The 24934-nt window shown below is 56.7% G+C and carries 18 protein-coding genes; 3 read left to right on the top strand and 15 right to left on the bottom strand.

Annotation, left to right across the window (positions count from 1 at the left end):
- Window positions 1–154: 154 nt before the first annotated feature.
- From WCG50_RS01220 to WCG50_RS01190, 7 genes are all read right to left on the bottom strand, one after another.
- Window positions 155–955 (bottom strand): alpha/beta hydrolase, encoded by an 801-nt coding sequence (locus WCG50_RS01220; RefSeq protein ID WP_336897733.1) that lies wholly within the window; start codon window positions 953–955, stop codon window positions 155–157.
- Window positions 956–1051: 96 nt separating this feature from the next.
- Window positions 1052–3163: an exodeoxyribonuclease V subunit alpha gene (recD, locus tag WCG50_RS01215; protein WP_336897732.1), complete on the bottom strand. Its 2112-nt coding sequence runs from the start codon at window positions 3161–3163 to the stop codon at window positions 1052–1054.
- Window positions 3160–6906, bottom strand: coding sequence for an exodeoxyribonuclease V subunit beta (gene recB, locus WCG50_RS01210; RefSeq protein WP_336897731.1), 3747 nt, complete (start codon window positions 6904–6906; stop codon window positions 3160–3162). The genes recD and recB overlap by 4 nt, the downstream gene beginning before the upstream one ends.
- Window positions 6903–10433: an exodeoxyribonuclease V subunit gamma gene (gene recC / locus WCG50_RS01205; RefSeq protein ID WP_336897730.1), complete on the bottom strand. Its 3531-nt coding sequence runs from the start codon at window positions 10431–10433 to the stop codon at window positions 6903–6905. Before recC ends, recB begins: the two co-directional genes overlap by 4 nt.
- Window positions 10434–10569: 136 nt before the next feature.
- On the bottom strand, window positions 10570–10785 hold the full coding sequence (locus WCG50_RS01200) for a hypothetical protein (RefSeq protein ID WP_336897729.1): 216 nt from the start codon (window positions 10783–10785) through the stop codon (window positions 10570–10572).
- A 78-nt stretch (window positions 10786–10863) separates the two neighbouring features.
- On the bottom strand, window positions 10864–11409 hold the full coding sequence (locus WCG50_RS01195) for a phasin family protein (RefSeq protein WP_336897728.1): 546 nt from the start codon (window positions 11407–11409) through the stop codon (window positions 10864–10866).
- Between the two features lie 199 nt (window positions 11410–11608).
- Window positions 11609–12202, bottom strand: a complete 594-nt coding sequence (locus tag WCG50_RS01190) for a histidine phosphatase family protein (RefSeq protein ID WP_336897727.1) — start codon at window positions 12200–12202, stop codon at window positions 11609–11611.
- Between the two features lie 125 nt (window positions 12203–12327).
- Here WCG50_RS01190 and WCG50_RS01185 point away from each other — a divergent pair, with 125 nt between their 5' ends.
- On the top strand, window positions 12328–12573 hold the full coding sequence (locus WCG50_RS01185; protein ID WP_336897726.1) for a hypothetical protein: 246 nt from the start codon (window positions 12328–12330) through the stop codon (window positions 12571–12573).
- Window positions 12574–12632: 59 nt separating this feature from the next.
- Here WCG50_RS01185 and WCG50_RS01180 read toward each other — a convergent pair whose 3' ends face one another.
- The 3 genes from WCG50_RS01180 to WCG50_RS01170 form a co-directional block, all read right to left on the bottom strand.
- Window positions 12633–12926 (bottom strand): hypothetical protein, encoded by a 294-nt coding sequence (locus WCG50_RS01180; protein ID WP_336897725.1) that lies wholly within the window; start codon window positions 12924–12926, stop codon window positions 12633–12635.
- A 117-nt stretch (window positions 12927–13043) separates the two neighbouring features.
- Window positions 13044–13310: a hypothetical protein gene (locus tag WCG50_RS01175; RefSeq protein WP_336897724.1), complete on the bottom strand. Its 267-nt coding sequence runs from the start codon at window positions 13308–13310 to the stop codon at window positions 13044–13046.
- Between the two features lie 65 nt (window positions 13311–13375).
- On the bottom strand, window positions 13376–14446 hold the full coding sequence (locus tag WCG50_RS01170; protein WP_336897723.1) for a quinone-dependent dihydroorotate dehydrogenase: 1071 nt from the start codon (window positions 14444–14446) through the stop codon (window positions 13376–13378).
- A 43-nt stretch (window positions 14447–14489) separates the two neighbouring features.
- Between WCG50_RS01170 and rpiA the strand changes: the two genes are divergently transcribed.
- On the top strand, window positions 14490–15194 hold the full coding sequence (gene rpiA, locus WCG50_RS01165) for a ribose-5-phosphate isomerase RpiA (RefSeq protein WP_336897722.1): 705 nt from the start codon (window positions 14490–14492) through the stop codon (window positions 15192–15194).
- 26 nt (window positions 15195–15220) lie between these two features.
- On the opposite strand, the gene WCG50_RS01160 is transcribed toward rpiA, so the two are convergent.
- From WCG50_RS01160 to WCG50_RS01140, 5 genes are all read right to left on the bottom strand, one after another.
- Entirely contained in the window at window positions 15221–15877 is a 657-nt protein-coding gene (locus tag WCG50_RS01160) for a glutaredoxin family protein (protein ID WP_336897721.1), read from the bottom strand.
- Window positions 15878–15888: 11 nt separating this feature from the next.
- A complete protein-coding gene (locus WCG50_RS01155) occupies window positions 15889–17928 on the bottom strand; it encodes a M3 family metallopeptidase (RefSeq protein ID WP_336897720.1) in 2040 nt (679 codons plus the stop codon).
- 42 nt (window positions 17929–17970) lie between these two features.
- On the bottom strand, window positions 17971–18834 hold the full coding sequence (gene folD / locus WCG50_RS01150) for a bifunctional methylenetetrahydrofolate dehydrogenase/methenyltetrahydrofolate cyclohydrolase FolD (protein ID WP_336897719.1): 864 nt from the start codon (window positions 18832–18834) through the stop codon (window positions 17971–17973).
- Window positions 18835–18966: 132 nt separating this feature from the next.
- The gene (locus tag WCG50_RS01145) at window positions 18967–19593 is read right to left on the bottom strand and encodes a response regulator (protein WP_336897718.1); all 627 of its coding nucleotides are present in this window, start codon (window positions 19591–19593) and stop codon (window positions 18967–18969) included.
- A 2-nt stretch (window positions 19594–19595) separates the two neighbouring features.
- Complete coding sequence (locus tag WCG50_RS01140) at window positions 19596–22136, bottom strand: PAS domain S-box protein (RefSeq protein ID WP_336897717.1); 2541 nt, start codon at window positions 22134–22136, stop codon at window positions 19596–19598.
- A 211-nt stretch (window positions 22137–22347) separates the two neighbouring features.
- On the opposite strand from WCG50_RS01140, the gene aceE reads away from it, so the two are divergent.
- The coding region (gene aceE, locus WCG50_RS01135) for a pyruvate dehydrogenase (acetyl-transferring), homodimeric type (RefSeq protein WP_336897716.1) at window positions 22348–24934 on the top strand (2587 nt) is incomplete at its 3' end.

The raw sequence follows: 24934 nt of genomic DNA, 5'->3' as shown, positions 1-24934 counted from the left end.
ACCGGGTTTTGATTTTTCTCCATGCAGATGTTCAATTTTGAAGGCCTTCTGAAAAAATGATGGGATTCAAAAGATGAAAACCGGCTTCGCAAGATCTGCATGAAACTGCTATTGAATGTGCGAGATAAAAAGCTCCTAAGCTTGAACAACCAATTTAGTTTGAAGGTTGACCAACCCAAGTGGCAATCAGGTCAACAACCTCTTTTTCCTTTCCTATGTAGCCGTGATAGTGCATTGGTTCACATGGGTCGCCCGTTGGATCGGCGCCGCCGCTAATTAAAATGGTCTTTTTGATGGGTGAATTTTTCAGGCCATCTGCAATGTTCTTAGCCTCATACGGTGTGCATACCTTGCAAGCATCTTGTTCGTGATGCACAACCAGCACCGGAACCACTATTTTGCTCAATTCTTGGGTTGGCACCGCACCCTTGATTCGATAGGCGGTGATAGACGATGTGAGAACGATCCCTGCGATGTTCTGACCACCGTCATGGATCGCAGCAGCGGTGGCTGAAATGGTGCCCATACTGGTTCCAATCAACCAAATCGGCACGGGACTTTTTAACTTGATGGCTCGAAAAATTGCTTGGTTATCCAGATTATGGTTTTCACCAATGCGGGTGACTCCATCAAGGGTGGGTACATCCGTAGCCCTGCCGACCAAAACAAGGTTGAAAGGGTGGGCTGCAAAAAGTTTTGCAGATCGAATTAGAAAATTCGAACTGCTGGGCCAGCCGTCATCGCCAATTTTTCCGTACCCGCCACCACCACCGGAATACAGCACCAAAGTCGCAACAGCCTTTTCATTCCAGATTGTGTAAATTGGAAGAACAGCACCACGAGTCTCAATCTTGACGACATGACCTTGAAGCACTTCATTGGCCCTAGTAAAGTTGCTGAAGCTGGTCATAGCCAGAAAATAGACAATTAGAAATAATCTGTACTTCATGCTCATTTATTTCTCCAACGTTAAATTGTTGGTCATGGAATTTGATCCGTGACTCCATGGACAAAGTACCACTATCCTAATCCGACGTCACACGCTAGCTGATCAAAAGCAGGCTGGATTCTCCAATTGCAAGCCCAGTCCACTGGCCCGCTGAGATTGCCGAACGATGGCTTGTTGCAGCAGACCCGCTTGTCCCTCAATCAGCGTGAAACGCTCCCGCGCACGGGTGATGCCGGTGTAAATAAGTTCACGCGTCAAGATCTTGGCACCACCCGGTGGCAGCACCAAGGCCGTATGCAAAAACTCGGAGCCCTGGCACTTGTGAACCGTCATGGCAAAAGCAGTTTCCACATAAGCCAGACGGCTCACCCCGACGGAGCGCAAGCTGTCGCCATCGAGGAAGTAGACGCGCAGGGCGGTGGCGCCCCGGGTGCCTGGCAGTGCCACCCCCACATCGCCATTAAAAACCCCGAGTTCCGGGTCGTTGCGGGTGACCATGACCGGTCGCCCCACAAACCATTCACCCTTTGGATTTAAAAGTCCCGCACTCGTCAAGGCCTTCTGGATCGACTGGTTCAAACTGCGGGTGCCCCAATCTCCGTCATGGACCGCGCACAGCAGACGAAAACGATCAAAAGCTACCAACACAGTTTTGACCCAGGTGTCGTGACTGCTGGTGTCTTGCAGCGCTTGGACAGGGCGTTCGCTGATGAGGCGCAAATAATCCGCAAAACAGGCAGTCGCACCAGGGCGACCACGGACCGCCAAGTTCAAGACCGTCTCGACGCTCGGATGGTGGGTCGCCTGCAATACCGCCGTCGTATCGTGCGTGATCAATGACTGGGCCAATTCGCTGTTACCACCATTGATCGCCAGCGCCAGTTGTCCGATCAACCCGCCAAAGCGGCGACTCTTGCGCAGCATGACGGTTTGCTGCGCCAACGGGGTGGTTTGGGTGCTGGGAGCGAGAAACTCATTCGGCAGGACTTGGCCGGTCACCGCCAGCGCATAACGGGCTGTCTCCAGGTCGTAATGCCCGTTACCGGCATCCCGACAAAGATCACCCAGCACGGCACCAGCTTCCACAGAGGCCAGCTGATCTTTGTCACCCAGCAAGATCAGCTTGGCGCCAGGCGGCATGGCTTGCAGCAAGGCCGACATCATCTCCAGATGAATCATTGATGCCTCATCCACGATCAGGATGTCCACATCGAGCAAGTGGTTGGCATTGAAACGAAACTGACGGGTGTCGGGGCGGGCACCCAACAAGGAGTGCAGGGTTCTTGCGGCGCCAATGCGTTTGGTAAACGTTTCCAGATCAAGGTCCTGACCCAGACGCTTGCTCAACTCCTGCAAGGACGCATCAATCGACTGACGCAGTCGGGCTGCGGCCTTGCCGGTTGGAGCTGCCAGCGCGACGCGCAACCGCTGAGGCTCTTTATCCGTGGCCAACAGCAAGGCGAGCAGTCGGGCTGCGGTGTACGTCTTGCCCGTGCCTGGGCCACCGGTGATGACGGTGAGGCTGGCGCGCAAAGCCACCGCACAGGCCAGCTTTTGCCAATCCACCTCTTTTGGCGCAGACACGTCAGTGGCGGTTGGATCAAACAAACGGTCTAGCCATTGGCGTGCCAAGGCTTCATCTATGGTCTGGCTCGCCGCCGTTCGGTGCAAGACCTCGCTGGCCACCTGACATTCATGCAGCCAGTAACGGCGCAAATACAGCAAAGGTTCGGTTGTGGTGCCCCCCAGCACCAGAGGTTGGCCACGATCCGCTTGGGCTTGCACTGCATCCTCGCCTTGGACCAAAGTAACCGAGCGCACCAGGGGACTCTCAAGCAAGGCGGCCAGCCAGTCTGACAAGCTGGTGGGCAAGGTTTGCCACAAGGCTTTCAGATCATCTTGGGCCGCCGCGGGCCAGGCCAGCACTTCATCGGGTTGTGTCACCAGCAGGCGCAGGGGCAGACAGGTGTGGCCACGCCCCTCCATTTGTGCCAAGACGGCGGAACTCACCAGTAAGACGGGCGAGGCTGCAGGATCGAGTTCGTGCATAAAAGCGGCCAGTGCGCTGTCCAGGCGGCGCAACCAGCCCTTGTCGGCCCAACTGTGCAGGGTGCTCAACGGATTGACCGGCAATTTAGCCGCGTGGTCAGGGGCGGCGATCAAGGTGGCGGTCATGGCAAGGCTCGGGTCATGGGTTATCGTGTAGCTGTTCATGCTGGCAAGGCCTCTTCGCCCAACATGGCATCAAGGGCATCGAGCAAGGGTAGGCAGGCGGGAATCAGATAAACCCCGTTTTGCGGCCCCTTGATGCCGCGCAGGAACAGGTACACCGCTCCTCCCAGATGGTCCTCGGGGCGGTAACTGCGCCCGAGTCGCTGCTTTAACAAGCGATGCAGGGCCAACAGATAAATGGCCGCCTGGACGTCATAGCGGTGCTTGGCCATGGCATGGGCCAGCGTGTCATGGTCATAAGCTGCATCGTCTTCGCCCAGATGATTTGACTTGTAGTCCAGCACCCAGTATTTGCCTTGGTGTTCAAACACCAGGTCGGCAAAACCCATCAACATGCCATGCAACTGGCGCTCTACCAAGCCAGGCCGTTCCACCCCCGGCAACAGGTGAAGCCGACACTGGGCATCGATTTCTTTGGCCTCCATATGTTTTGCCGGCAGCCAGAATTCCATCTCCGGCAAGACATCAACCAGATCGGCCAGTGCGGTGTTCGGGCCCGGCAGCGTGGTCTGCACTACATCAGTGAGCCAGGACACAACCTCTTGCGCCTGCGCGCCACGTCCGGCGCGTTCACAGCGGCGTTGCAAACGCGTGGCCAGCGGTTCGCTCCCAGCCAAGGTGAAATTTTCAGTCGCCAGCCATTCAAGTTGATTGTGCAGAAAATTGCCGGCTTCAGCGCCGCGCGCAAACTTGTGCCATGCCGCAGGGTTGGCAAGTTTCGCCGCACGTTCAAGGGCTTGCTGAACGTCAGCACTAAATTCCAACTCATCGTCCGCCGGTCTGGGCGTTTGGAGCGGTGACAAGGCTGATGCCGCCCAGGTTGGGGTCAGATCCCTGGCCAGGCGAGAAAAGCTGCCGATCGTCCAATGGCGCTCGAAGTCAGCTTGGTAAGGGGGATGGCTATGTAACGCGACCTCTGCCTGGCTGCGACTCAATGCGGTGCAGGGGGTAGAGAGTGCGGCCGGTTGCAGCACCACCGCAGGGCAGTTGGAGGCAAATTTTTCCAAAGGAATAAGCCAGTCGGCGGCCGATATCGGGTCGGTGCCACCGAGCAAATAACCGGCGGCACTGTGGTGGGAGATGCAGGCCTCACTGTTGCCGGTTTTAAGCGCTGAAAAACCCACCCACAAGGCATGGCGGGCGCGGGTCAGTGCCACGTACAGCAGACGCAGGTCTTCGCGCAGGCGGTCTTTGTCTGCAAGTGCCAGTTCATCTTTACTGAACTGCAGCAGCAGTTCGCGCTGACCTGCCGCGTTGGCGAGGTTGACGAAACTGGTCGTTCTGTTGTCTTTGGCTCTGTAGCTGGTGGCGTAGGGCAAACATACCAGGGGATATTCCAAGCCCTTGCTCTTGTGAATGGTGATGACCTTGACCAGATCGGCATCGCTTTCGAGTCGCACGACCTGGTCATCGCTCTGGGAACTCCCTTCGCTCATTTCATTGAGCAACCAGCGAATCAGGGATTGCTCGCCGTCGAGGGTTCTGCTCGCTGTTTGCAGCAACTCCGCCAGATGCAAAAAATTGGTCAGTTTGCGCTCGCCATCGGGGGCAGCGAGCCAGCGTGATGCCAACCCCAGCTGATGCAAGGTTTGGCGCAGCATGGCCAACACACCCTGCATTTGCCAGACAGTACGCAATTGGCGCAATTGTTCGCTGCGCGCATCAAAGGCGTCGTCGTTGTTGGCCAGCCAGCCCAATTCATCCAGGCTCAAACCCACAGTGCGAGTGGCAAGACCGGCTCGCACCAGTCGCACATCCTGCGGCGTGGCGACTGCGCGCAACCAATGCACCAGGTCCTGTGCCTCGTTACTGTCAAAGACAGAGTCTTTGTCGGACAGGTACACCGAGGCTATTCGACGACGTTCGAGTTCGCGCCTTACGGCAGCCGCTTCCTTGCCGGTGCGCACCAGGATGGCAATATCTGCCGGGCGTAGCGGCTTGAAGCTGGCCGCTTCGCCGTTGACACCGGCGGTAGCAAAACCAGCTTGGCTGTCGTTGAGCCAGGCTGAGATTTGCTCCGCGCAGCGAGCGGCAAACAGCTTGCGCATGCCGTCCGAATTGCGAATTTCGAGGTCATGCACCAGCGTCATGGCGGGCACCGGCCCCCGAGCATTGACCAGTTGTTCTGTGCGGCCGTGGGCCTGCACCTTGACGAAGGGCAATGGGTTGTCGTCACTCTGGCGGTACATGAAGGCGCCTTCGCTGCGTGCGTCATCGGCTTGGGCAAACCAGTGGTTCACGACCTCGATCAAGGTCTGGGTCGAGCGGTAATTGGTCTCCAGCATGTAATGACGCCCTGCGGTGGCCCGGCGTGCTTGCAAGTAGCTGTAGATGTCCGCGCCACGAAAGCCATAGATTGACTGTTTTGGGTCGCCGATCAGCAGCAACGCACTGTGGGGATCATTGGATTCGGTCTGGTAGATATGGTCAAAAATTTGGTACTGCAGAGGCGAGGTGTCTTGAAACTCATCAATCAGGATGACCGGATACTGGGCCAGAATGCGCTCACGCAAGCGCGTGCCATTTTCTCCAGCCAGTGCGGTGTTTAGCCGGTGCAGCATGTCCGCAAAACCGAAGCTGGCACTTTGGCGTTTGAGTTGCAACAGCCGTTGGGCGACCGTAGCCGCAGCATGCAGTCTTACGGCCACGCTGATCTCTGGTAGCTTCTCGAGTGCGGTTTGAAGTTCAAGAAATTCAGAGAACTCAGACGGCAAATGCAAGTACGCGGCCCCGGCAAGGCGCACCTTTTCCATGCCACTGGGTGTTAAGCGTTCCCAGGCCGTTTTCCCCATTTTTTGTTGCGGGGTTTCCGCGATATCGCTTTCAGCCCAATCTTTAAGCGCGCCCAACCAGGTTTCGAAATCTGCTTTTCTAAGCGTTTTCCAACCATGATCCTTGGCTGGCAATTGGCTGTTGAGCCAGTCCTGCATGGTTTGAGCCCGCACCGCCCAACCGACTTTGAGTTGGTTCAGGGCGACAGCACGCTGCGCAGTGGCTTCGGTCAGCACCTCTCCCAGTGTCCCCTGCCCAGCCTGTGCCGGGATGTCCTGGCTCATCAGGTCGCGCAGGTCAGCACTGAGTTTGTCGACGCCACTCCAAATGGTCAGCACTTGGGCCAGCGGCTCTGGAGTCAGGGGGTAGCAGGCCTGGCGCCAGTAATCGTGGGTGGCTTCGATGCGCATCGTTTCTTCATCCGCCACCAGTTCTTCGTCAAACAAACAACCGCTGTCAAAGGCGTGCTCTTTCAGCATGCGTTGGCACCAGGCATCAATGGTGTGCACTGAGGCGTCGTCCATGCTTTCAGCCGCCATGGCCAAGGCAAAAGCGGCGCGGTTGCGTTCTGTTCCTGGTGCGTAGTCGGCCATCAAGCTGATCAGGAAGGTGTCGCCCGGGTCAGGTAGTTTTTCGTCCCGAAAACATTGCGCCGCAATAAGCAATCGCTCGCGAATCCGGTCTGACAGTTCCCGCGTGGCGGCCCGGGTGAATGTCATCACCAGAATCTCGGAGGGCCTTAGTGGGCGCACGAATCCATGTGCGCCGCCATGACCGAGCACCAGACGCAAGTACAAGGCCGCGATGGTCCATGTTTTGCCGGTGCCGGCACTGGCTTCTATCAGGCGGCTACCCCAGAGGTCAAAGGTGGCTGCGTTCAGCACCTGGCTGGCGGGCTCGCTCATGGGAAGGGTCATGGACGCTTGTTCCTGTTGAATCTGAAAAGTCATCATGCGGCACGCTCATCAAACACGGGCTCGGTGCTGTGAAAGCGGGCCGTTACGTGCGCAGTCGCCCATAACAAGAGCGGCGCATAAACTTGCTGCGCCAACGCCTCGAAGCGGCCATCCGAAGTCAGGGCCTCAAAGTCCGCGAACATGCGGGCCAGGCAGGGCTCGTTCGACTCACCACTGATCATGTAGCCGCCATCGTATTGCGATGCGGCATCTTTCTCCGCCAACCAGGCCAGTGCCGTTTTGGGTGGTAAGGGGAGGGCTGCGTTCATGCCTTCTCGCCAAATAGACAGCAGTAGGCTCAAGGTCTCCTGCGCTTCGTCCTGAGGCATGGGCGAGATGTCCAGCACGCCATCGCGCCCGACCAGAACGCCGTGAGCGCAGATGCCACTGGCCGAAATTGCCAGGCTGCGCACCCACGGGCCGAGCAGTTTGTCGCGGCGGGCCGCTGGCTTCTTGGCTTTCTCCAGCAGCTTGCCGGGGTCGAGTTGCAGCCAGGCGGTGGTCATGCCCGTTTCTGAACCGGGCACCGGGTCCCTCAGGCACTCGCCCAGGCTCAAGTGGTCGATCCAGTCTTCCAGCACCACATCGCCCGTTTGCAATCGAACCGATTGCCGATCAGCCGGGTACGGAAAGCGGGCCTGCGCGGTATGCCAAGCCTGTAGCATCGTGCTCAGGGTTTCTTGCAACGTTTGTTGCTTAAGTTCTCCCAGCCCTTTCAGCGGCAACTCACCGGCAATTCTGAGTTGGTTCAGGGCGTGCGTGACACTGTCTTGCTCCTGTGCATCATGGGTCTGTGCCGTGGTCAGCAGAGCCTGGATCAGCCCGTATTCATCAAGGGCGTTAACTGCGAAACATTCTTCGTCAGCATTCTCTTCCTGGTCTTCTTCAAAAGTCACCAGCAAGCGCTGTCGAAAGAAGGCTTTCACCGGATTACGCAGAAAGCGGGTCAACTGGATCAGCGTTAGCGGGATATTGGCGTCCGGCACAAAGGCGGGTAGCGGTGCGATGGCTTTGGGGTCGTCATTTTGCTGTGCAGCATCGGCAGTTTCCGACTCCTGGTGCTCATGCGCCGCCCGCCACTCCCGGGCATAGGTCACCAAAGGGCTCCCGGTTTCAAAATACCGCCGGCTAAACGGTTGCAGGGGATGGTGGGTGGTCCGGTCTGACACCACGTTCTGGCCCCAGCCCGCATTCAAGTAATCCCGCAATTGCGACACCAATACTGAGGGCGGTTGTTCGCTGTTGTCGCGCACACTGCGCCCGCACCAGCTGACATAAAACAGTCGGCGCGCTGACAGCAAAGCCTCCAGCATCAATTGGCGGTCATCATCACGGCGCGAGCGGTCTCCCGGGCGCGAGGTGCCGGGCAAGCCCATCAGGTCGAAGTCGCTGCGCATGCTGCGCCGGGGGTACTCGCCATCGTTCATGCCCAGCAAGCAAACCACTTCAAACGGAATGGCGCGCATCGGCATCAAGGTGCAAAAAGTAACACCACCGGCCTGAAAACGCTGGTTCAGCTTGGGAACTTCCATCGCCTCCATCCAGGCTGAGCGGGCCACAATCAGTGGCACCTCTTGCGCAAAACTGGCTTGCTCGCAGGCCAGTTGCCAAGCCACCAGCCCGTCTTCAAGCGCGCTGAGCGCCTGCTTGTCTGTCTCTGATTCGGCCTTGACCATCTCAGCCAGTAAATTCCGGCCTCGTTCCGCCCAGATCGCGGGGGTCGCCGGTGTGCTGGACACGCTCCACCAATTCACCAGCGCCTGCAACAGATGGGCCAGCGAGCCGGCCAATTCCGCTTCGAGGCCACCGACTTCGGCATAAGGTTCAATATCGTTGAAGTTGCCCAGGGGTTCGTCCACCGCCACCATGCCACTGGCATAACCCAGCAACATGCGGCGCAGACCAAACCAGGCACTGTTTTGATCGCCACAGGCCAATAAACCCAAATCAGCGCGATGCTCTACGTTTAAGCCCCAGCGAATGCCGGCCCCCACCATCCATTGGGTGAGCTTCGGCAGGGACCCCTGATCAATGCCAAAACGGGCCGCTATGGCGTTCACTTCCAGTAGATCAACCAGTTCGCTCATGCAGCAACGCTGTTGCGGCAGTCGCAGCAACCAGTCCAGCGCGCCAATCAACGGGCTACTGGTTTTGGCGCTCATGTCGGCAATGTCAAACGGAATGAAACGAGCATCACCGCGTTTGTACTGGCCAAAGACCGCCCGGATGGCGGGCGCCATTTGCTCAATATCGGGCACCATCACAATCACATCACGCGGGTTCAGGGCCACCTCCTTGGCGGGCTCGGCCAACAATTGCAGCAGTTGGTCGTGCAGAATTTCGAGTTCCCTCACTTTGCTGTGAGCGCTGTGAAAGACGATGGAGTGGTCAGTTGCGGCCAATGGCGTTGCAATGTGGTCCGCTAACGGCACCAAGTCACGGATGCGGTTTTGCACCTGCTTGAGCAGGGGCGTTTGTTCGTCGTCCTCGGTCTCATCAAACAAATCAATGCGGGCCAGCTCGAACTTGAGGCGACTTTGCTCGGCATCGTCAAAGACATCGAGCTGACGGATGAAATCGCGCCCCTGGCGGCCCCAGGCCGCCAGTAGCGGATGGGAATGGGCATGCATATCTTCCAGTGGCAGGGTGGAGAGCTCCCGACCCTGGCGCAAGGGTTGGCGCCTGCGCACTGATTGCAGCAACTCACGGCCATCCATGATGTCGCCCCAATAAAAGCGGCACGGGTTGGGGATCGCCAACATGACCTGGCTGTGCGGCGCCAAGGCCGCCAACGCCTGCAAGGTGCTCCAGGGGATCTGGCTCATGCCGAACACAATCACCCGTTGCGCCACTTTGCTGGCCAACGGTTCCCCCGATTCCAGGCGCGCCAAGACCCGCTGATGCAATTGGGGCCGGATGCATTGCTGCTGTTGCGCGTCCAATGTCTGCAGCACTGCGCGCCACAACTGCGGCTGCCAGCGCTGCTCGGGTGGCAATTCAGTGATGGCGCCATTCGCCAATATCAGGTGATCTTTACCTTGGGCCCAGGCATCGAGCCAATCGGCACGGTAGTTTTGGTACTGGTCAAACAGATCGGCCAGTTTGGCAGCCAGTTGCAGCATGCGGTCGGGCTCGTCTGCTTGGAGAAAACCCGCTACGGGGGCAAAGTCAGGCTCCGTCATCAAGGCCGGCAGCAACTGCATCAGGCGCCAGATCATTGGAACCTTGTCCAAGGGGGAGTCTTTGGGGACCGCATTGCGGCCCAACACCTGCCGGTAGGTGCGCCACAGAAAACGCGAGGGCAACTCAACCCGGGTGGCGGCACAGACGCCACCGATGCGCGCCAGCTCCATCTTGATCCATTCGGCCATGCCGTTGCTTTGCACCAGAATGACTTCTTCTTCAAGCGGATTCAGGGGGTGCCGGCGGAACCAGTTGATCACGACCTCAGCCAGGTCTTCGGCGCGGTTGCTGTGAAAGGCAATGAAGCCTGGCTGTAAAACGAGAGGGGCGATGGAGTTCATGAAAGCAGGCGAAGCGCCGGGCAATAGGGTGTTTTCGTCAAGGATATATTGACTGAATCTAATCCCTCATCATGCCGTATTGACGGTTCATTCAACCCGAAATGACTCAAAGAGCGCAATTCGGATTTTTTACTGGCTATTTTTTAGAATGTATCTGCAGCAAAGCTGCGCAATCGCGCAAAGCGAAAGATTGAGAGGCAAGTGCCACTTCTAGTAATTCGGATGAGTAAGCGGCGTCGTTATGAAAACGTGCCAAGTCAATCCAGCGACCTTGACCTGTCATGAGCCATTTGAAATCGACTTCGGCCAGCAACGCAACGCATGCATCGGCTCGGGTTACTTCAGTAAACATAGAGAATGTCCTGTTACGAAAACACAAACGGCACCCTGAGGTGCCGTTTGAAAGTCATGACCCAAAGGTCATCAGCACTTAAGCCTTTTTAGTGGCTTTCTTGACAGCGTCAACGGTTTGAGTCGTTGCAGCGGCAAAGTTGGACTTGGCTGTTTCCACTGCTTTAGCGGCTTGAGCTTGTGCGGACTCAATGGCGTTTTGACCAGCAGTCATCGCATTTTTGAAGGCTGCAACAGCAGACTCGCTACCTGCAGGCGCATTCTTGGTCAAGTTTTCAACCACGCCGCTGAAAGCTTTTTTGGCTTCTGCGGTTTTGGCTTCAACAGCTTTTGTCAATTCAGCGCTGCTGTCAGTCACGATGGACTTGACTTGTTCTGCGTAAGCAGCAGATTTGTCAGCCAAAGGCTTGACCATAGCAGTTTGAAGAGCAATCACTTCTTGAGCATCTTTGGCGCCCAGAACAGCTTTCACATGGCTCATGGACTCGGCCACGGCAGTTTTGGAAGCGGCCATGTTGAGTTCGACCAGTTTTTCCACGCCAGCAAATGCCTGGCTGGTGATGCTTTCCAGTGCTTGCAGGTTGGCTTTGTTGGTTTCGATAAATTGTGCAGCGGTAGTGTTCATTTTGTAATCCGTTAATTGATGGGTTGAATCTGGTGCTTGCTCTAAAAAGCCCTGAAAGCTATTTATGTTGCAGTGCAGCATGAATGAATTGTAAAGGCGATACTTGGTTAAAAGTAGAAATATGTTGCACTGCAACAATCATTAGGGGTGCTGGCCTAACTCACCCGGGGAATTCAATACAAGCGGTCATGGCGTAGCGTCAAACCCTCTGGGCGGCAAGCACGCGGTTCGACACTTCAACCCAAACGCTGTCACCGTTTGCAGGCTTCACTTGGAGAACGGCATTGCGAGGCAGGCCGCTGACGTGGCGCGTCACGACGTCCAAACCCCAGCCATGGGTTACAACCAGTACCCGAACTCCGCGGTGACGCGAACCAATTTCTGTACACGCCGCTATCAAACGATCAGAAAATTCCTCCATGGATTCACCGCCCACAAACTCGGCTGCGGGGTTGCGTCGCAGAATCTGTTCGAGCAACGCTGGATTCAGTTCTGCTAATTCGCTTTTCGGAATGCCCTGGATAGCACCGAAATGTCTTTCTTTCAGACCTTCATGACAACAGGGCGGCGGGAGCCCCAAAACCCTGGCCACTATTTCTGCTGTTTCTTGTGCGCGAAGCAAGGGGCTCGACCAAACTGCCGAAAAACCCGTATTGATTCGATTTTGAGCCAACTCGTGTGCTTGTTTGCGTCCTTGCTCGTTGAGCGGAACATCAAGCCAGCCTTGCAAAATGCCACGCTTGTTCCAGTCGGTTTCGCCGTGACGCGTAAGGCAAAGTTGAGCGGTGTTCATTTAATCAGTCAGTTCACAGCAATCCTAACCACTTAAGTGCTTAATGCAATCTGATCAGGCCGTGCAAGGGTGGTGCAGTAGATAATTATTCTTTGCGCAAATTTTTACTTGACGGACTGAGTAACATGAAAATTATTAAGACCCTATTTGCTGCTGTCTTGCTTTCAGCAGTGGCTTCACTATCGTTCGCCCAAGCTTCCGCAGCAGCCTCATCTCCCCCGGGTTCCAACGCTTCAGCCAAAGCGAAACATCAAAAATCTAAGCAAGCGACGAAAAAGAACACTAAAGCACGTCATCCAGCCAAAAAATCAGGGAAAGCAGCCTCTTCTAGTAAGTCAAATTCAAAAGGACCCGGCTTGGAAGCTTATTGATATTTTGATGACATCCCTGTTAACCATGAAAAGTGATCGAGAAAGTGCAGTAGGACGGTTTACCAAAATTTCCAAAAGCTTTTTTTTGCCACGATTTTCTGACGTGGTGCCTCTGCGTTGGACGCTTTGCTATCGATTCCCATGGCTTCAAGGCTGTCCGAATGGCTTAAGCCCTTACCGCGCAAGTAGGCGTATTGATATTCAGGAGGCATCTTGAATTTCAGTTTAAAGCCATCTTCCAAATGTTCCTCAACCAACTTCTGGAACTTTCCCCACTCCGGGATGTGGTCATTGTTTTTGGCTATTTGCTTGCGCACAAAGGCTGTAGCTTGTTCAATAATTTTGTTATCCACGGTTCAATCACTTTTTGGGTTGCGGTGTTTACCAAGAAAAAGTTTTAAGTTTGGTAGAACGTTGGCCTTATTCTGACCAATTTTGCATATTTACCAAGATAAAGGTTTGCGACTTTATCAAAAAAATGCTGCTTTCAAAAACGTGATGTTGGGACTGACTCCAAATTTCAGGGTGTTGGTGATGGCTTGCTTTATTTTGGCGTCCTGACGCACAAACGAAGCCACCATGCCGTGGTTGTCGGCCAGGAGCGAGTGCTCCAGGTTTCCTAATGTTTCTCGACTGACAAAAAACCGATGCGCCACGCCCTGAATATCCACTGTGAATGAAATACCGTCGCCGATTTCGGTGTCAATTCGGGTATTTTCAATGGCAAGTTGGGTCATGAACGTCCTTTTTATGAAAAAAAATACTATCAATAAAATAGCTGCTCACGCATATTACACGGGGGCTAGAAGGTCTTTTTAATCAAATTAGCGGCCTGTTTTACCAGCGCCGGGCCTTTGTAGATCAGACCGGTGTATATCTGCACCACATCGGCACCGGCCTTGATTTTGCTCACGGCATCCTGCGCGCTCAAAACGCCGCCTACCCCGATGATGGGATAGTCTTTGCCTAAGGCACTGCGCAATTGCGCAATGATTCGGTTGCTCATTTCCAGCACGGGTGCCCCCGACAAGCCGCCAGTCTCTTCGGCGTGGGCCAAGCCCTTGACGGCATCGCGACTCAGGGTGGTGTTGGTGGCCACCACGCCGTCCATGCCGTGGCGTTTGAGCGTGGCGGCAATCACCGCCACTTGCGCTTCATCCAGATCAGGGGCGATTTTGACGAACAACGGGGTGCGTTTGCCATGGCGAGCGGCCAGCACTTCACGGCGTTGCGCAATGGCGCCCAGCAAACCATCCAGTGCTTCGTCGCTTTGCAGGGCGCGCAGGTTTTTGGTGTTAGGGCTGGAGATATTGATCGTCACGTAGTCGGCATAAGGGTAGACGCCATCGAGACAAATCAGGTAGTCGTCGGTGGCATTCTCAATAGGCGTGGCCGCGTTCTTGCCGATGTTGAGACCCAGCAGCATCGGCATTTTTTTACCTTCGCCCGCATTTTGGCGTTGTTGGTACAAGGTGGAGCGCTTGACGTTGGCAATGAAAGCTTCCAACCCCTCGTTGTTGAACCCCAGTCGGTTGATGAGCGCGTTGGCCTTGGGCAAACGAAACATGCGCGGCTTGGGGTTGCCGGGCTGGGCCAGGGGTGTGACGGTGCCGACTTCAATAAAACCAAAACCCATGGCGCCCAAGCCATCGATGCACTTGGCATTTTTATCGAGCCCGGCGGCCAGGCCCACCCGGTTGGGAAACGTGAGTCCGGCCAACTGAATTGGATCATCGACCCGGCCTTCGCAATAAGCCAGTTGCAAAGGCGTGCCTTGGGCGCGCGCCAAGGCGTGCATGGTGAATTCGTGGGCCGTTTCGGCATCCATGCTGAATATAAAAGGACGGGCGAGGGCGTAGGGGATGAGAGACATGGATAATTCCTGAAATTTCTTGTAACTCACCCCATTTTCTCAGATGACCAACCTCACACCCTCCAACACCCCTGTGCTTACTCAAGATGAACTCAAAACCCTGGTCGGTCAAGCGGCGCTGCAGTATGTGGTGCCGGGCGAAATAGTCGGTGTTGGCACGGGTTCTACCGTGAACAAATTCATTGACGCGCTGGCCTCCATGAAGGATCAGATCAAGGGCGCTGTTTCCAGCTCAGTGGCCAGCACCGAACGTTTGAAGGCGCTGGGCATTCCGGTGTTTGACTCCAATGAGGTGGCGGAGTTGTCGGTTTACATCGATGGCGCTGACGAGATTGATGGCCAGGGCAACATGGTCAAGGGCGGGGGTGCGGCGCTCACACGCGAAAAAATCGTAGCGGCGCAGTCCAAGGTGTTTGTCTGTATTGCCGATGAGTCCAAGCTGGTTGAAACTCTGGGCCAGTTTCCGCTACCGGTTGAGGTGATTCCGATGGCCGCCAAACGCGTGATGCAGCAGTTTGCTGCCATGGGCGGTAAAGCGCACATTCGCTTGAAGGAAGGCCAACCGCTGGTAACCGACAACGGCCAGATCATTGTGGATGTGCTGGGCTTGAAAATTACCGACCCGCTGGCGTTTGAGTCACAGGTGAGTCAGTGGCCGGGTGTGGTGACCGTGGGAGTGTTTGCCCATCAAAAAGCCAAGGTGTGTTTGCTGGGCACCGCCACCGGCGTTAAAACGCTGACTTTCTGAACGCGCCAGCGTTACTTGCCGATAGATTAAAAAGTAATGCCCGCCGGGTTGGATCGGGTGTCCACGGGGGGGCTGCTCGGCATGGGCGCCCGCTGGTTTTCTTCGGCTTTGGCGGGGGGGGCTGGTTTTTGAAGCACCACCAATGGCGTTGCGACCGCGTTGCGGAAACTGGCCGGTAACAGCGAGGTTTTTGGGTAACCTGCGGCATCCAGAAACTGCGTCCACTCGGAATCCGAGAAGCCCTTGATCTGCTGGCCACCAATCGTCAAAAACGGCAAGGAGCTCTCGCCACTAATGCGCTGCAAGGCTTCAGCATCCTCTGCTGTATTGACTGTTTTCTCGGTAAACGGGACGCCCCGGCTACTGAGCAAAGCACGGCCAGAACCACAAGGGGCGCAGTTGTTGGCGGTGTAAAGCGTCACTGGGTACTTGCTGGCCACCTGGCGTAACTCAAACGGCAGCGCCGCGCCGCCATTAACCAGGGGTTTACCACCGGGACCGGTGGCGGTTGCGTTGTCAGAAGGGGCTGGCGCTTTGTCGGAATACGTGACTTTTCCATCGGGCCCGACCAAACGGTATACCGTCTGGGCCTGTACCTGGCCTGCCAGCAGCAGTGCCGCACTGCCCAGCAGGGCACAAGCGGCGAGAATATTTAGGCTGGGTTTGAACATGATTCTTGTCATGGAATTCTCCGTTACGTTTGTTCGGCCATGCCCTGATGGCGTAGCAAGGCGTCCAGATTGGGCTCGCGCCCACGAAACGCCTTGAAGGACTCCATCGCCGGACGGCTGCCACCGGCTTCCAGAATGGCCTCCCTGTATTTTCTACCGGTCTGCGCATTTGGCAAGCCATCAAGCCCCGCCGTTTCTTCAAATGCGGCGTAGGCGTCGGCGCTCAGCACCTCGGCCCACTTGTAACTGTAATAGCCCGCCGCATAGCCGCCGGCAAAAATATGGCTGAAGGTATGGGCCGTGCGGCTCCAGGCCGGTGGCTGCAATACCGATATCTCGGCACGGACTTTTGCCAGCAGCGGCATCAGGTCAAGCGCCGGGTCATGGGCCGTGTGCAGCAGCATGTCAAACAAGGAAAACTCGATTTGGCGCAGGGTTTGCATGCCACTCTGGAAGTTTTTGGCCGCCAGCATTTTGTCAAACAGGGTGCGCGGCAAGGGTTCCCCGGTGTCGACATGGGCGGTCATGTCCTTGAGAACATCCCACTCCCAGCAGAAGTTTTCCATGAACTGGCTGGGCAACTCCACCGCATCCCACTCCACGCCGCTGATGCCGGAGACATCGCGCTCGTTCACTTGCGTCAGCAGGTGGTGCAGACCGTGTCCACATTCGTGAAACAGGGTGGTGACATCGTCGTGCGTGAGCAGCGCGGGCTTGCCGTCCACGCCATCGGCAAAGTTACACACCAGATGGGCGACCGGCGTTTGCAGTTGATGCGTGTCCGGGCGCAGCCAGCGTGCGCGCACATCGTCCATCCAGGCGCCGCCGCGCTTGCCCTTGCGGGCTGCCGGGTCCAGGTAAAACTGCCCCACCAGTTGGCCGGCCCGTTCCAGTCGGTACAACGCAACATTCGGGTGCCAGACCGGTGCCTTGTCTTCTTTGATCGCCACGTCAAACATGGATTCAACAATCTTGAAGAGGCCTGCCAGCACCTTGGGGGCTGTGAAGTACTGCTTGACTTCCTGTTCGCTGAAGGCGTAGCGTGCTTCCTTGAGTTTCTCGCTGACAAAAGGCCAGTCCCACGCTTGTGGGTCGGCCAGGGCCAGCTGTTGCGCCGCAAACTCGCGAAGGTCGGCCAGGTCTTTTTCGGCGTAAGGCCGGGCCTTGGTGGCGAGGTCGCGCAAAAAGGCAATGACGTGGGCGGGCGACTCGGCCATTTTTGGCACCACCGAGAGTTCACCAAAATTTTGGTAGCCCAAGAGCTTAGATTCTTCAAGGCGCAAGGCCAGTATTTCGGCAATCAGGGTTGAGTTGTCGAACTTTTGGGCCTCGACGTCGGCCTGGTCCGAAGCGCGGGTGACGTAAGCCCGGTACAGTTTTTCGCGCAGGGCGCTGCTTTTGGCAAACTGCATGACCGGCAAGTAGCAAGGCATCTTGAGCGTGAGCTTGTAGCCTTCCTTGTCATCGGCCTTGGCCGCTGCCAGGGCCGTTTGTTTCACATCGTCCGGCACGCCATCCAATTCTGATTCTTGGGCGAAATAAGCAAAGGCATCGGTGGCATCCAGTGCGTTTTCGCTGAACTTCTGGCTGAGTTCGGCCTGACGCTCCTGAATGGCCGCAAATCGCTCTTTGTCTGCACCGACCAAATCGGCACCCCCCAGCACAAAGTTGCGCATGGCGTTCTTATGCGCCTGACGTTGCTCGGTGTTGAGTGTTGCCGGGTCAATCGCCTTGTACTTGGCGTACAGGCGTTCATCGGCACCCAGGCGGGTGAAGAATTCGGTGATTTTGGGCAGGGCTTCGTTATAAGCCGCGCGCAACTCAGGCGTGTCGGCCACGCTGTTCAAGTGGCTGACCGCACCCCAGGCGCGCCCGAGCTTTTCGGTGGCTACATCCAGCACGCTGGCAATATTTTCCCAACGGGCCACGAACTCAGGCTTTGTGACAACCTCCAGCGCGGTACTGGCATCGGCCAGCAGCAGGTCAATGGCGGGCCCCACATGGTCTGGTGTGATCTGGTCAAAGAGCGGCAAGTCGTCAAAAGATAGCAGAGGATTATTCATGTGTCCGGATTCGTTGGGGCTGGGTTGTCAAAATCAGTTTCTCTACTTGGCGGCGCGTTCCGCCGCTTCAAGGGTGTTGACCAACAACATGGTAATAGTCATGGGGCCAACCCCACCCGGTACGGGGGTGATATGGCTGGCCACTTGCTTGACGCCGGCAAAATCCACGTCACCACACAGCTTGCCCTCAGCGTTGCGGTTCATGCCCACGTCAATGACGATGGCACCGGGCTTGACCATGTCGGCGGTCAATACATTTTGCTTACCCACGGCGGCCACCACCACGTCAGCCTGACGCGTGTGAAAACCGATATCAGCGGTGGCGCTGTGGCAGACCGTGACCGTGGCATTGGCTTGCAGTAGCAAGAGCGCCATCGGTTTGCCCACGGTGTTGCTGCGGCCAATGACGACAGCGTGCTTGCCGCGCAAATCAATGCCGGTGCTCTCGATGAGTTTCATGCAACCGTAAGGCGTGCAGGGCCGAAAGCCGGGTTGACCGGTCATCAATTCACCTGCGCTCAAGGTGGCGTAGCCGTCCACGTCCTTGCTGGTGGAAATAGCCTCAATCACCTTGTGCGGGTTGATGTGCTTGGGCAAGGGCATTTGCACCAGAATGCCGTGAATCGTGGGGTCGACATTGAGGGCGGCGATTCGGGTCAGCAGATCAGCTTCAGACAGCGTGGCCTCAAATTTCTCAAACACCGAATGCACGCCGGTGTCCAGGCAACCCTTGACCTTGTTGCGCACATAGACCGCGCTGGCCGGGTCTTCGCCCACCAGAATTACCGCCAGGCCGGGCGTGACGCCGCGGGCTTTGAGCGCGATAACGCGGGTGGCGATGTCAGCGCGAAGTTGCGCCGAGAGCGCCACGCCATCAATGATCTGAGCGGTTTGGGGTAGTGTCATGATTTCAGTTCTATAAATAAAAAAGCCCGCTAGTCCATATGGGGCGGGCGTGAGTAGCTATGAAAATATGAGTCATTGCAGGACAGACCAATCATTAAGCAGTAATTTTGCTCTGTCCTTAACTGATTCAGGTCAGGTTTTGGCGGCGGTTTGCCCCAACGCGATTTTCAGCAGGTCTGCCACCGTGTTGGCGTTGAGTTTCTCCATGATGTTGGCGCGGTGCGCTTCCACGGTTTTGATGCTGATGCCGAGGTCGTCGGCAATCTGCTTGTTCAAGCGTCCGGCAACGATGCGCTCCAGCACCTGAGACTCACGAAGCGTCAGGCGGGCCATCAGGGCGCCCCGACTGGCTTGACTTTGGTGTTCGGCAAACGAGTCTTTGGCCTGGTCGAGCATGCGCTCCACCAGCGACACCAATTGGTCTTCCTTGAAGGGCTTCTGGATGAAATCCATGGCGCCTTTTTTCATGGTGTCCACCGCCATGGGCACGTCGCCGTGGCCGGTGATGAACACAATCGGCAGTGGCGAGTGGATCTCGATCAGGCGGCTTTGAAGCTCCAACCCGGTCATGCCGCCCATGCGGATGTCCACAATCAAACAGGCCACTTCACGGGCGTCATAACGGCTTAAAAAAGACTCTGCCGACTCGAAACATCGAACCCGGTAGTCTTTGCCCTCCAGTAACCATTGAAGCGAATCACGGACCGCTTCGTCATCATCCACCACGTAAACCGTGCCTTTTTTGGGTATCAAACTCATGTTTACTCTGGCGTCCTTGGTTGTAGTTCGACGGGTTGTGCTGCCAACGGCAATATTTCTGTCACTGGGATCCAGAAGGAGAAACAGCACCCCGTCAATTCGGCGCCATTGTAGAGGTTCTCCGCTTTCATCCGACCCATGTGCGACTCAACGATCGAGCGGCACAAGCTCAAGCCAATGCCCATGCCATCGGCCTTGGTTGAATAAAAAGCTTCGTACAAACGTGCCAAAACTTCAGGCGCCAGCCCCGGGCCGGTGTCCGTGACGGTGAATTCAATCACCGGCTTGTCATCCACCAGCTTGGGCACCACCCGCAACTTGACGTTGCGCAGGGCGGTCGGTCGTTGGGCCGAGTCAATGGATTCAGCGGCATTTTTGAGCAGATTGACCAGCACCTGCTCAATCAAAATGGGGTCCACCATCAAGGCCGCCATGCGGGGCGCTGCGTAGTAAGTGAGGCGCACATTGCGTCGGCGCAGTTCGATCTCGGCGAGTTCAACCGCTTCATCCACCATGTTGCTGATTTCAGACAGGGTGCGGTTGGGCTCGCTGCGTTTGACGAAAGAGCGGATGCGCTGAATGATCTGGCCGGCCCGGTGCGCTTGCTTGGCGGTTTTTTCCAGCGCCCCTAACAAGTCTTCTTCAGTGATTTGTTTGGATTTGATGCGCGACACCATGCCGTTGCAGTAGTTGTTGATGGCGGTCAGCGGTTGGTTCAGCTCATGCGCCACGCTCGACGCCATTTCGCCCATGGTGATCAGACGGCTGGCTGTTTGAGCGCGCTCGGTTTGGGCCGCCGATTGTTTTTCTGCCACTCGTCGGGCCGTGATGTCACTGGCAATGACCATCTGGGCCAATCGGCCATCGACCCAGCTCAGGTAGCGGGTGCGTACCTCCAGCCATTTGCCCAGGGGTTCCAGATAGACCTCGGCGCTTTCGGCCTCGGATTCGGCCAGCGCGTTGGCGGGGAGCCCTGCATAGGCATCCACGTTGTCAAGCGGCTCGTCGCTGTGTGCGGGTGCCGGTACCCCCGCTTGGGCGGCCAGTTGCAGATGCCCACCTGCCTGCGTGCCAAACCAGAGCCGGTAGAGCTTGTTGGCAAAAAGCAGCTCGTCGCTGCCCAGGGGGGCAACCGAAATGGACGCATCCAGCGCTTCCAGCACCGTGGTGAATCGTTCGTGCGAGGCGGACAATTGCTCACGAATCCGATTGGGCTCGGTGATGTCGGTCATGGAGGTCATCCATCCCGTGTGCAGGCCACGGGCATCGATCAAAGGAGAGACGTAGAGCCGGGCGTCAAACAGTGTGCCGTCTTGTCGCTTGACGCGCATTTGAATGCCCCCCGCGAGGGTCTTGCCCGAGAGTTCCTCCTCCAGTCGGGAGGTCAACAGATCGCGGTCGTCCTGCGGCCAGTAGGGGAACGGCGCCACGCGTCCCACCAGATCGTTCTCGCTCCAACCGGTCATCTGACAAAAAGCGGCGTTCACATAGGTAATGCGACCCTGCAAGTCAAGCGCCCGCATGCCCGTGAGCATGGAGTTTTCCATGGCCCGACGAAATACCGTTTCTGACTCAAGCGCGTGCTGTGTTTGCAGGCGCCGCCGGCTGTGGCGCCAGTTGGCAATCAACATCCACGCCGTCATGGTGCTCAGCACCACCACAAGCCAGAAAAGTGCGCTACCGATCACGCCCAACGACGTGCGGTAGGCCTGCCCCTGGATTACCAGACCATTGCCCACCGGCGACACGGGTACCTGGTAAATGTTGGCGGCTCTGTCCCAAGGCAGCAGGTTGCGTTTGCGTGTCGGAATGCTGGTGCCTGCCAGCAGACCCTGATTGGCATCATGAAATGAAATGGCGTACCGGGCGGAAACCTCTGCCGGAACCCCGTAGCGAAACAAACCATCGACCGAGTACTCGGCGAGCAATACCCCTGAAAAACCGGCACGGTCAATCAAGGGGATGTGCAACTGCAGGGTGGCGGGCGTGTCTGCTGCGGCCATGCTTTGCGAGTAAATGGGTTGCTGCAATTCTCGCGTGAGGCTGTAATTGCTTTCCGTTTCATCGAGTTTGAGTGTGCTGCCGACGGTGCGGATCTGGTTGGGCGAGAGGCTGGCAGAGCCGTAGTTGGCCTTGATCCTCTTGCGCTCATCGATCCAGGTCAGGCCCTGCATTTCGGGGTACTGGTTGATCATGGCCTCGGCCCGACTCTGAAACTCATCCACATCGAGTTCGTGGTTGATTATTTCGCGGGCAATGAGCATCAGTTGCTCTTGACGCTCCAGCAGGCGCAGGCGCAAACGCTGATGGGTGTACTCCACATCGCGCTGAACGGCTTCATGTTCGCGGTCAATTTCTTCGAGTCGCAAATAGCCGAACGCTGCCACGATGGCGGCCAAAAACAAGAGCACGGCGGCCAGCGGCGCCAGCGCTGCAAAACGATCCTGGCTGTGTGGCGACAACCGGTGCCACCAATTTTTGAGGCTTGCAGCGGGGTGCAAATCTTTGAGACGCAAGGCGTTGATCAGGCGGTTAAAAAACATGGTTCCTAGTGTAGGTGACACTGGATTTGGGCTGTGAAGCAAGGCTTGTCAATTGTGCTGACAGGCATCAGTCAGGAATGTTGAATTAATTTTGCATTATGAAATCAAAAAGCATAGTTTGAAATTTACTAAAAATATGCGAAAATTAATTCACGATGCAATGTGTTGAATCACACTAATATTCGTGAGTTAAAAAAACCCAGGAGACAACATGTCAGTAGATCCCAAGAACATCACCGGCTCGCTCCCGCAGGACGCGGACAGTCAGGAAACCCGTGAATGGATGGACGCTCTGTCCGCCGTCATTCAAAGTGAGGGCCCTGAGCGCGCTCACTATTTGTTGGAGCAATTGCTGGGCCATGCGCGTCAAAGCAGCATCGACATGCCGTTTTCAGCCAACACCGCCTATATCAACACCATCCCTACTGACAGCGAAGTACGTTGCCCAGGCAACATCGAAATTGAAGAGCGCCTGCGCGCCTACATGCGCTGGAACGCGATGGCCATGGTGGTCAAGGCCAACCGCCACCACCCCGTTGATGGCGGTGACCTCGGTGGTCACATTGGTTCCTTTGCCTCACTGGCCCACATGTTTGGCGCCGGCTTCAATCATTTCTGGCACGCCGAGAATGAAAACCACGGCGGCGATTGCCTCTACATCCAAGGCCATGTATCGCCCGGCGTCTATGCCCGCGCTTACCTTGAAGGCCGCCTGACCGAAGACCAGTTGCTCAATTTCCGCCAGGAGGTGGATGGCAAGGGTCTGTCGAGCTACCCGCATCCCAAGCTGATGCCCAATTTCTGGCAATTCCCAACGGTTTCGATGGGCCTTGGCCCGCTGATGGCGATCTATCAAGCTCGTTTCCTCAAGTACCTGCATGCCCGTGGCATTGCTGACACGTCCAACCGCAAGGTCTGGGTGTTCTGCGGCGACGGCGAAATGGACGAAGTTGAATCCCGCGGCGCCATCGGCCTGGCTGCCCGTGAAAATCTGGACAACCTGATTTTTGTCATCAACTGCAACTTGCAGCGTCTCGATGGCCCGGTGCGCGGCAACGGAAAAATTGTGCAGGAACTCGAGAGCGAGTTCCGTGGCGGCGGCTGGAACGTTATCAAACTGCTGTGGGGCAGCGAGTGGGATCCACTCTTGGCGCGTGACAAAGACGGCGCACTCAAGAAATTGATGATGGACACGCTGGACGGTGATTACCAGTCCTTCAAAGCCAATGACGGCGCTTATGTGCGCAAACATTTCTTTGGCCGTGACCCACGCACGCTTGAAATGGTCGCCCACATGAGCGACGACGAAATTTGGGCGCTGCGCCGTGGCGGCCATGACCCGAAAAAGGTCTACGCCGCTTACCACTCCGCCGTGAACCACACCGGCCAACCCAGTGTGCTGCTGATCAAGACCGTCAAGGGCTTTGGCATGGGCAAGAGCGGTGAAGGCAAGAATAACGTTCACCAGACCAAGAAACTCACCGATGACGACATCAAGATCTTCCGTGACCGTTTCAACATCCCGATTCCTGACAGCCAGATTGCTGACATTCCGTTCTACAAACCGGCGGATGACACCCCTGAAATGCAGTATCTGCACGAGCAGCGCAAGGCACTGGGTGGCTACTTGCCCCACCGCCGCGTCACGGCCGACGAGCAATTTACCGTGCCGTCGCTGGAAACCTTCAAGTCGGTAATTGAACCCACCGCGGAAGGCCGCGAAATTTCGACCACCCAAGCCTATGTACGCTTCTTGACCACGCTCTTGCGTGACCAAGCGCTCGGCCCCCGCGTAGTGCCAATATTGGTAGACGAAGCCCGTACTTTTGGTATGGAAGGCCTGTTCCGCCAGATCGGCATCTACAACCCGGCCGGTCAAAACTACACCCCGGTTGATAAAGACCAGGTTATGTACTACCGCGAAGACAAAGCGGGCCAGATTCTGCAAGAAGGCATTAACGAAGCAGGCGGCATGGCCAGCTGGATTGCGGCGGCCACGTCGTACTCCACCAACAACCGCATCATGGTGCCGTTCTACGTGTACTACTCCATGTTCGGCTTCCAGCGCATTGGCGATCTGGCTTGGGCCGCTGGCGACATGCAGGCACGCGGCTTCTTGCTGGGCGGCACCTCCGGGCGCACCACGCTCAATGGCGAAGGCCTGCAGCACGAAGACGGCCACAGCCACATTCTGGCGGGCACCATTCCGAACTGCATCAGCTACGACCCGACCTTTGCACACGAAGTTGGCGTCATCCTGCACGAAGGCATGAAGCGCATGGTGGAGCGCCAAGAGAATGTGTATTACTACATCACGCTCTTGAACGAAAACTACCCCATGCCCGGTCTCACCGTGGGCACCGAAGCGCAAATCATCAAGGGCATGTACCTGTGCAAGCCTGCCACCGATGCAGCCAACACCATGCGGGTGCAGTTGCTCGGCTCCGGCACCATCCTGCGCGAATCGATTGCGGCGCAAGCCTTGCTGGAACAAGACTGGGGCATCGCCGCCGACGTCTGGAGCTGCCCAAGCTTTAACGAACTGACTCGCGACGGTCAGGACGCTGAGCGCTACAACCTGCTGCACCCTGCTGATGAGCAACGTGTGCCGTTCGTTGGCCAACAACTGGCAGGCTCGACCGGCCCGGTGGTGGCTTCGACCGACTACATGAAGGCTTATGCCGAGCAGATTCGCTCCTTCATTCCGAAGGGCCGCACCTACAAAGTGCTGGGCACCGACGGTTTTGGCCGCAGCGATTTCCGCAGCAAACTGCGCGAGCACTTCGAGATCAACCGCC

The organism is Rhodoferax sp. (assembly GCF_037143375.1).
Lineage (GTDB): Bacteria > Pseudomonadota > Gammaproteobacteria > Burkholderiales > Burkholderiaceae_C > Rhodoferax.
Note: the sequence above shows the minus strand (reverse complement) of the source record. Positions and strands in the feature narration are given on the sequence as shown.

Excerpts from the sequence above, each read along its gene's own strand:
- WCG50_RS01220 (WP_336897733.1), bottom strand. The coding sequence starts at position 955 with ATGAGCATGAAGTACAGATTATTTCTAATTGTCTATTTTCTGGCTATG.
- recD (WP_336897732.1), bottom strand. The coding sequence starts at position 3,163 with ATGAACAGCTACACGATAACCCATGACCCGAGCCTTGCCATGACCGCC.
- recB (WP_336897731.1), bottom strand. The coding sequence starts at position 6,906 with ATGATGACTTTTCAGATTCAACAGGAACAAGCGTCCATGACCCTTCCC.
- recC (WP_336897730.1), bottom strand. The coding sequence starts at position 10,433 with ATGAACTCCATCGCCCCTCTCGTTTTACAGCCAGGCTTCATTGCCTTT.
- WCG50_RS01200 (WP_336897729.1), bottom strand. The coding sequence starts at position 10,785 with ATGTTTACTGAAGTAACCCGAGCCGATGCATGCGTTGCGTTGCTGGCC.
- WCG50_RS01195 (WP_336897728.1), bottom strand. The coding sequence starts at position 11,409 with ATGAACACTACCGCTGCACAATTTATCGAAACCAACAAAGCCAACCTG.
- WCG50_RS01190 (WP_336897727.1), bottom strand. The coding sequence starts at position 12,202 with ATGAACACCGCTCAACTTTGCCTTACGCGTCACGGCGAAACCGACTGG.
- WCG50_RS01185 (WP_336897726.1), top strand. The coding sequence starts at position 12,328 with ATGAAAATTATTAAGACCCTATTTGCTGCTGTCTTGCTTTCAGCAGTG.
- WCG50_RS01175 (WP_336897724.1), bottom strand. The coding sequence starts at position 13,310 with ATGACCCAACTTGCCATTGAAAATACCCGAATTGACACCGAAATCGGC.
- WCG50_RS01170 (WP_336897723.1), bottom strand. The coding sequence starts at position 14,446 with ATGTCTCTCATCCCCTACGCCCTCGCCCGTCCTTTTATATTCAGCATG.
- rpiA (WP_336897722.1), top strand. The coding sequence starts at position 14,490 with ATGACCAACCTCACACCCTCCAACACCCCTGTGCTTACTCAAGATGAA.
- WCG50_RS01160 (WP_336897721.1), bottom strand. The coding sequence starts at position 15,877 with ATGACAAGAATCATGTTCAAACCCAGCCTAAATATTCTCGCCGCTTGT.
- WCG50_RS01155 (WP_336897720.1), bottom strand. The coding sequence starts at position 17,928 with ATGAATAATCCTCTGCTATCTTTTGACGACTTGCCGCTCTTTGACCAG.
- folD (WP_336897719.1), bottom strand. The coding sequence starts at position 18,834 with ATGACACTACCCCAAACCGCTCAGATCATTGATGGCGTGGCGCTCTCG.
- WCG50_RS01145 (WP_336897718.1), bottom strand. The coding sequence starts at position 19,593 with ATGAGTTTGATACCCAAAAAAGGCACGGTTTACGTGGTGGATGATGAC.
- WCG50_RS01140 (WP_336897717.1), bottom strand. The coding sequence starts at position 22,136 with ATGTTTTTTAACCGCCTGATCAACGCCTTGCGTCTCAAAGATTTGCAC.